At 74.1% G+C, this 5,658-nt stretch carries 6 protein-coding genes; 2 read left to right on the top strand and 4 right to left on the bottom strand.

Annotation, left to right across the window (positions count from 1 at the left end):
• The coding region (locus AOK18_RS15580; RefSeq protein WP_167738692.1) for an FUSC family protein at positions 1–1,425 on the top strand (1,425 nt) is incomplete at its 5' end.
• 102 nt (positions 1,426–1,527) lie between these two features.
• Here AOK18_RS15580 and AOK18_RS15575 read toward each other — a convergent pair.
• From AOK18_RS15575 to AOK18_RS15565, 3 genes are all read right to left on the bottom strand, one after another.
• On the bottom strand, positions 1,528–1,959 hold the full coding sequence (locus AOK18_RS15575; RefSeq protein ID WP_055573018.1) for a hypothetical protein: 432 nt from the start codon (positions 1,957–1,959) through the stop codon (positions 1,528–1,530).
• Positions 1,956–2,801: a SigB/SigF/SigG family RNA polymerase sigma factor gene (locus AOK18_RS15570; RefSeq protein WP_055694752.1), complete on the bottom strand. Its 846-nt coding sequence runs from the start codon at positions 2,799–2,801 to the stop codon at positions 1,956–1,958. Before AOK18_RS15570 ends, AOK18_RS15575 begins: the two co-directional genes overlap by 4 nt.
• A 202-nt stretch (positions 2,802–3,003) precedes the next feature.
• A complete protein-coding gene (locus AOK18_RS15565) occupies positions 3,004–3,489 on the bottom strand; it encodes an ATP-binding protein (protein WP_055694751.1) in 486 nt (161 codons plus the stop codon).
• Positions 3,490–3,893: 404 nt separating this feature from the next.
• On the opposite strand from AOK18_RS15565, the gene AOK18_RS15560 reads away from it, so the two are divergent.
• Positions 3,894–4,349, top strand: a complete 456-nt coding sequence (locus tag AOK18_RS15560) for a cyclic nucleotide-binding domain-containing protein (protein WP_055694750.1) — start codon at positions 3,894–3,896, stop codon at positions 4,347–4,349.
• Between the two features lie 68 nt (positions 4,350–4,417).
• On the opposite strand, the gene AOK18_RS15555 is transcribed toward AOK18_RS15560, so the two are convergent.
• A partial coding sequence (locus tag AOK18_RS15555; RefSeq protein WP_055694749.1) for an MFS transporter occupies positions 4,418–5,658 on the bottom strand: 1,241 nt, incomplete at its 5' end.

Raw genomic sequence — 5,658 nt, 5'->3', positions numbered from 1 at the left:
CCGGGCGCGCCCGCCCCGGAGGCCGGCCGCACGCCCCCGCCCGACGAGGCCACCGCGGCGCTGCGCCGCGACCTGCTCTCCCTGCGCACCCAGGTGCTGCACGCCGGTCCCGGGGCGGAGGGGACGTCGATCGCGCACGTGCGCAACCGGCTGCTCGGTTACCGGGACGAGGAGAACCTGCCGGACTGCTCCCCGGCCCTCCAGGACGTGTTCCGGGCCGTCGGCGAGGCGTCCCGCGCGGTGATGGGCCTGCGGATCGCCCTGGACGGCCCGCAGGACGAGTCGGACGACACCCCCGCGGCGGCCAGGTCCCGGGAGGAGCTGGACGCCGAGGACGCCGCGATCGACGCCGCCGAGGAGGACGAGCCGGCCGAGGAGGCCAAGGGACTGCGGCGGCCCACCACCCGGGCCGCCGTCCAGGTCTCCGTGGGGTCGTCGCTGGCCATCGCGGGCGGTGGGCTGCTGTCCGCCCAGGGCTGGCACTGGGCGGTTCTGACCTGCTGGCTCGTCTTCATCAACACCGAGTCGACGGGCGAGATCCTGGTCAAGAGCTACCGGCGGCTGCTGGGGACGGTGCTCGGCGTCGTCGCCGGCATCGTGCTGGCGGGGCTGGTGGGCGGGCACACCTGGCCCGCGTTCGCCCTGATGCTGGTGCTGATCTTCGCGATGGCGTACACGGCCCCCCTCTCGTACACGCTGATGTCGTTCTTCGTGACCGCGGTGGTGGGGCTCCTGTACACGCTGCTGCACACCTACAGCTGGGAGGTGCTGGTCCTGCGCGTGGGCGAGACCGCGCTGGGCGCCGCCTGCGGGGTGTTCGCCGCGTTCCTGGTGCTGCCGGTGCGGACGGACCGGCGGACGAACGAGCTGCTGGGCACCGTGCTGGAACGGCTCACCGAGGTCACCGAGGCCGCCGTCGACCAGCTCAGCGGCGGTCCCGCCGTCGATCTGCTGGACCGGGCGCGGGAGCTGGACAAGGCCCTGGGCGAACTGCGCGCCGCCACCAAGCCGCTCACCCATCCGGTCACTCCGCTGCGGGGCCGGCGCGACACCGCGCGGTACGTCGTCGCGCTCCTGGAGACCTGTGCGTACCAGGCGCGTTCGCTGGCGGCGACGGCCGAGCTGCTGCCGACGCACCCCTCGATCGCGGCGGATCCCCGGCTGCGCGGGGCGACGGCGCGCACCGTGCGCAACATCGCGACGATCGCCGCCCGGGTCGCGGGCGAGGACGTCACGACCGGGGTCGAGACGGGGCCGAGTTTCGCCTCGCTGCTGGGTGGTTCCGGCGGCGACGGCGCGCCGCGCTACGGCCGGATCACCGGGCGGGTGCTGCGGCACCTGGAGCGGCTGGACGAGGCGGTGGTGGGCCTCGCCCGCCCGCTGGACGTCCCGCTGACGGGCGACCGGCGAAGGAGCGCGCGGTGAGGACCGCGTGCCCGCGGGACGCGGCGGCCAAAAGCGCCGGGTCCGGTCGCCGGGGGCGGCGGGTGGCGGCCGGCAGGTCCGGGAGGCCGGTGACCGCCGGGGTCAGAAGTCGGTGGGCAGGCCGCTGACCTCGGCGATGCCCCGCAGTTCGTCGTTCTGCCGGTGGCGCTGCCTGATGTAGTCGGCGATCTCGTCGAGGCGGGAGGGGTCGGCCGCGGTCGTCGCGTCGGTGACCACCCTGACCGGCCCGCTCTCGTCGACCTCCAGCTCGACCACCTCGTTGTCCATGCGGCCGGTGACGGCCGTGGCGATGACGAGGGCGGCCTCGTCGCGGACCTCCTGGGGCAGTTCCTCGTCACCGCCGTCCAGGGCGAGGTCGAGACCGGACAGCCGGTGCTCCTCGATCGCCCGGAGCGCCGGCTCCACCACGCGCAGGAGCAGGCGGTAGTCCTCGGTGTCCATCCGGATGCTCAAAAGGTCGAGGTAGACGTCCACGGGACGTCCCTCGTCCGGCGGGATCCCGGATTCGCTCATCGGCTCCGCGCTCCCCTCTTGCGGCCCCCCAGGACGTCGGCGCGCACCCTGGCGCAGCTCCGGCTGATCAGCCGGGAGACGTGCATCTGGGAGATGCCCAGCTGGGCGGCTATACGGCTCTGCGTCATGTCCTCGAAGAAGCGCATGTACAGGATGGTGCGCTCGCGTTCCGGCAGGCGGCGCAGGCCCTCCTTGGCGGACTCCCGGTCGACCACGATGTCGTAGGAGGCGTCCGAGGTGCCCAGGGTGTCGGCCAGGCTGTAGCCGTCGTCGTCGGGTGACATCTCCGCGTCCAGCGACAGGGTGCTGAAGCTCTCCAGCGCCTCCAGCCCGGCCGTGACCTCCTCCTCGGTCAGTCCCGTGTGCCGGGCGATGTCCGCCGGGGCGGGTTCGGGACTGCCGGGCGTCTGGGTGAGCTCCCGCCGGGCGATGCGTACCTTGTTGCGCAGTTCCTGCACGCGACGGGGTACCCGCAGGGCCCACATCCGGTCCCGGAAGTGCCGCTTGACCTCGCCGGTGATGGTCGGGACGGCGTAGCTCTCGAAGGCTCCGCGGTCCGGGTCGAAGCGGTCCACCGCCTTCACCAGGCCCAGTGCGGCCACCTGGCGCAGGTCCTCGACGGATTCTCCGCGGTCGCGGAAGCGGCCGGCGATGCGGTGGGCCATGGGCAGCCACGCGGTGACGAGCTCGTCGCGCACGGCGTCCCGCTCGGGGCCGTCCTCCAGGGAGGCCAGCCGGGCGAACAGGGTGGCGGTGTCCGGGGCGTCGTCGTGCCGCCTGCGCGTTCCTGCGGTCGTGGGGGCGGGGGTGTCGGGGCGGTCGGTGGACGTGTCTGTGAGCATGCGGTTCGCTCCCGAACAGTTGTTGTCGTGGGCGATCTGCCGTGGGCGGCCGCTGTGGGGACGTCCGGAGGGCGTACCACAGCAGTCATGTCCGTCCCGCCGGCGCGCCGTCGGTCCGAGGTACGACCCTCCGACTGCCCTGGGCCCGGTGGCGCAAACTCCGCTTCGCCACCCAAATCCGGGGAAACGGTCCGGTGGCGGTTCAGGGCAGGGGGACCAGCGCGCTGATGCACTTGCCGCCCGCGGGCAGGTCCCGGACGCGGATGTCGCGGGACAGCAGGCAGACGAGGGGCCAGCCGTGGCCGCCGGGCGTGAGGCGCTCCCGCCCGGCGGCCGGGCGGGCGACGGGCAGTCGCGTGCTGCGGTCGCTCACCGACACCCGCACACCGGGGCCGGTGACGTCGACCCTGACCTCGGTGACGCCGCCGCCGTGCAGGATCGCGTTCGTGGTGAGTTCGGAGGCGACGAGCAGTGCGTCCGCGAGGGCGTCGGTGTCGCACGGGGTGTGCGTGGCGCGGCAGCGTTCGCACACCGCCCGCTGTACGGCCTCACGCACCTGGGCCGGACGGCAGGGGCGCCGGAGTGCGGCCCGGACGGTGCCGGGCGGATCCGTGCGGGGCCCTTCCGCGCCGGGCGGTGCCACGGCGGGCGGTTCCGTGCCGGGTGAGGACAGGTGATCCTGGCGCATCGTGCGGCTCCCTGTTCGGTGAGAAAGGTCACCTCCTTCCGGCTGACCCCTCACGGCACCGGCAAACCTTCCGGTCCGCTCCGGAACGGCCGCCGGCTCCGCGGCGCGCCGGCCCGGCGGCTGCGGCGGGCTCCCCGGGGGGACCGGAGTGAAACGGGTCACCCGACCCGGTTCCGGCGGGACGAGCCCTCCGGAAATGGTTTATCGTTCACACATACGTGGTGACGGAGTCGACGACCGTCCTCCCTGACCACCTCGTACGGCCCTGGCTGGTTTCCCCCGTCCAGCCAGGGCTTTCCACTTCTCCGGACCACGGCGCCCGATGTCGCCGAGGTGCCCCGGACGGCGGCAGCGGCTCCAATGGACGGAGGACCGTCCGACGGCCCGGCGAGGAGCCCCGCCCCATGACCAAAGCGATCAAACTCCTGACCGCCCTGCCCCCGTCGCAGCGGGAGCGCCTGATGGCACTCGCGCGGGAGGTGTCCTTTCCCGAGGACACCCGGATCTTCGAGTCGGGAACCACCGCCGATCGCTTCTGGGTCATCCGCTCCGGGGCGGTGTCGCTCGACCAGCGGGTGAACGAGCTCCGGCGGGTCACGGTCGCCACGCTCGGCGCGGGTGACCTGCTGGGCTGGTCCTGGCTCTTCCCGCCCCACGAGTGGGACTTCGGCGCCGAGGCCTTCAGCCGGGTCCGCGCCTACGAGTTCGACGCGGCGGCCGTCCTGCGGCTGTGCGAGGAGGATCCGGCGCTCGGGCTGACGCTGGTGCGCTGCGTCGCCGAGATCCTCGCGCACCGGCTGGAGGCGACACGGGTCCGGCTGATGGAACAGCCGGCGCCGCGTACCCGCGGAACCCTCTGAGCCCTCCGGGTCCTCCGGGTCCTCCGGGTCCTGCCCGGCGGGTTCCCGCCGGGCAGGACCCGCTCGCCTCACACCCGGTAACGGCGCAGCGCCGGCATCGCGGCGGCCAGGACCAGCATCACCACGACGACCAGGAGCCCGCCGCCCGCCACGGCCGCCCGGGGGCCGAGGGAGGAACCGGCGGTGCCGTGCAGGACGTCGGCGAGGCGGGGGCCGCCCGCGACGACGACCGTGAAGACGCCCTGCATCCGGCCGCGCATCTCGTCGCTCGCGGCGGAGAGCAGGATCGCCCCGCGGAAGACCATCGACACCATGTCCGCGAGGCCGGCGACGGCGAGGAAGGCCACGGCGATCCACAGGCTGTCGCTGAGCCCGAACCCCGTGACGGCGACGCCCCACACCACCACGGACCCGATGACCATCCAGCCGTGCCGGCGGGCCCGGGAGAACGTGCCCGAGAAGAATCCGCCCAGCACCGCGCCGATGGGGATCGCGGCGAACAGCAGCCCCAGCGCGAACCCCTCGCCGTAGGGGGCGTACGTCTCGGCGGCGAGCTGCGGGAACAGGGCGCGGGGCATGCCGAGGACCATGGCCACGATGTCGGCGAGGAAGGACAGCAGCAGGACCGCGTGCCCGGCGATGTAGCGGAACCCGTCCACGATCTCCCGGATGCCCGCGCGCCGCCGCGCCACCGCGGCCCCGAGCGGCGGCAGGGCGGGCAGCCGGTACACCGCCCAGACGGTGACGCACAGCGCCAGCGCGTCGATCAGGTACAGCTCCGCCAGCCCGACGACCGGGATGAGCGCGCCCGCGAGCAGCGGACCCGCGATCTGGCCGGTCTGCATGACGGTGGAGCCCAGGGCGTTGGCGGCGGGCAGTTCGTCCCCGGGGACCAGGCGGGCGACGGAGGCGCTGCGGGCCGGGGCGTTCAGCCCCCAGAACGCCTGCTGCACCGCGAGCAGGACCATGAGCACGGCGACGGAGTCCAGCCCGGCGGCGGCCTGGGCCCAGAAGAGCACCGAGGTGACGGCGATCCCGGTGTTGGTGATCAGCAGGAGGGTGCGGCGGTCCACGGCGTCGGCGACCGCGCCGCCCCACAGCGCGAAGACGATCAGCGGCAGCAGTCCCGCCAGGCTCGCGGCGCCGACCCAGGCGGAGGAGCCGGTGATGTCGTAGACCTGCTTGGGCACGGCGACGGCGGTGAGCTGGCTGCCGACCGCGGTGACGATGGTGGACGCCCACAGCCGGCGGTAGGCCGGGCGGCGCAGGGGCCGGGTGTCCATGGCCCAGCGGCGCAGGCCGCGCGGCC

Origin of the sequence: Streptomyces prasinopilosus (assembly GCF_001419695.1) — a bacterium.
In the GTDB taxonomy this organism is placed as follows: domain Bacteria; phylum Actinomycetota; class Actinomycetes; order Streptomycetales; family Streptomycetaceae; genus Streptomyces; species Streptomyces prasinopilosus.
Note: the sequence above shows the minus strand (reverse complement) of the source record. Positions and strands in the feature narration are given on the sequence as shown.

Excerpts from the sequence above, each read along its gene's own strand:
- AOK18_RS15575 (WP_055573018.1), bottom strand. The coding sequence starts at position 1,959 with ATGAGCGAATCCGGGATCCCGCCGGACGAGGGACGTCCCGTGGACGTC.
- AOK18_RS15570 (WP_055694752.1), bottom strand. The coding sequence starts at position 2,801 with ATGCTCACAGACACGTCCACCGACCGCCCCGACACCCCCGCCCCCACG.
- AOK18_RS15565 (WP_055694751.1), bottom strand. The coding sequence starts at position 3,489 with ATGCGCCAGGATCACCTGTCCTCACCCGGCACGGAACCGCCCGCCGTG.
- AOK18_RS15560 (WP_055694750.1), top strand. The coding sequence starts at position 3,894 with ATGACCAAAGCGATCAAACTCCTGACCGCCCTGCCCCCGTCGCAGCGG.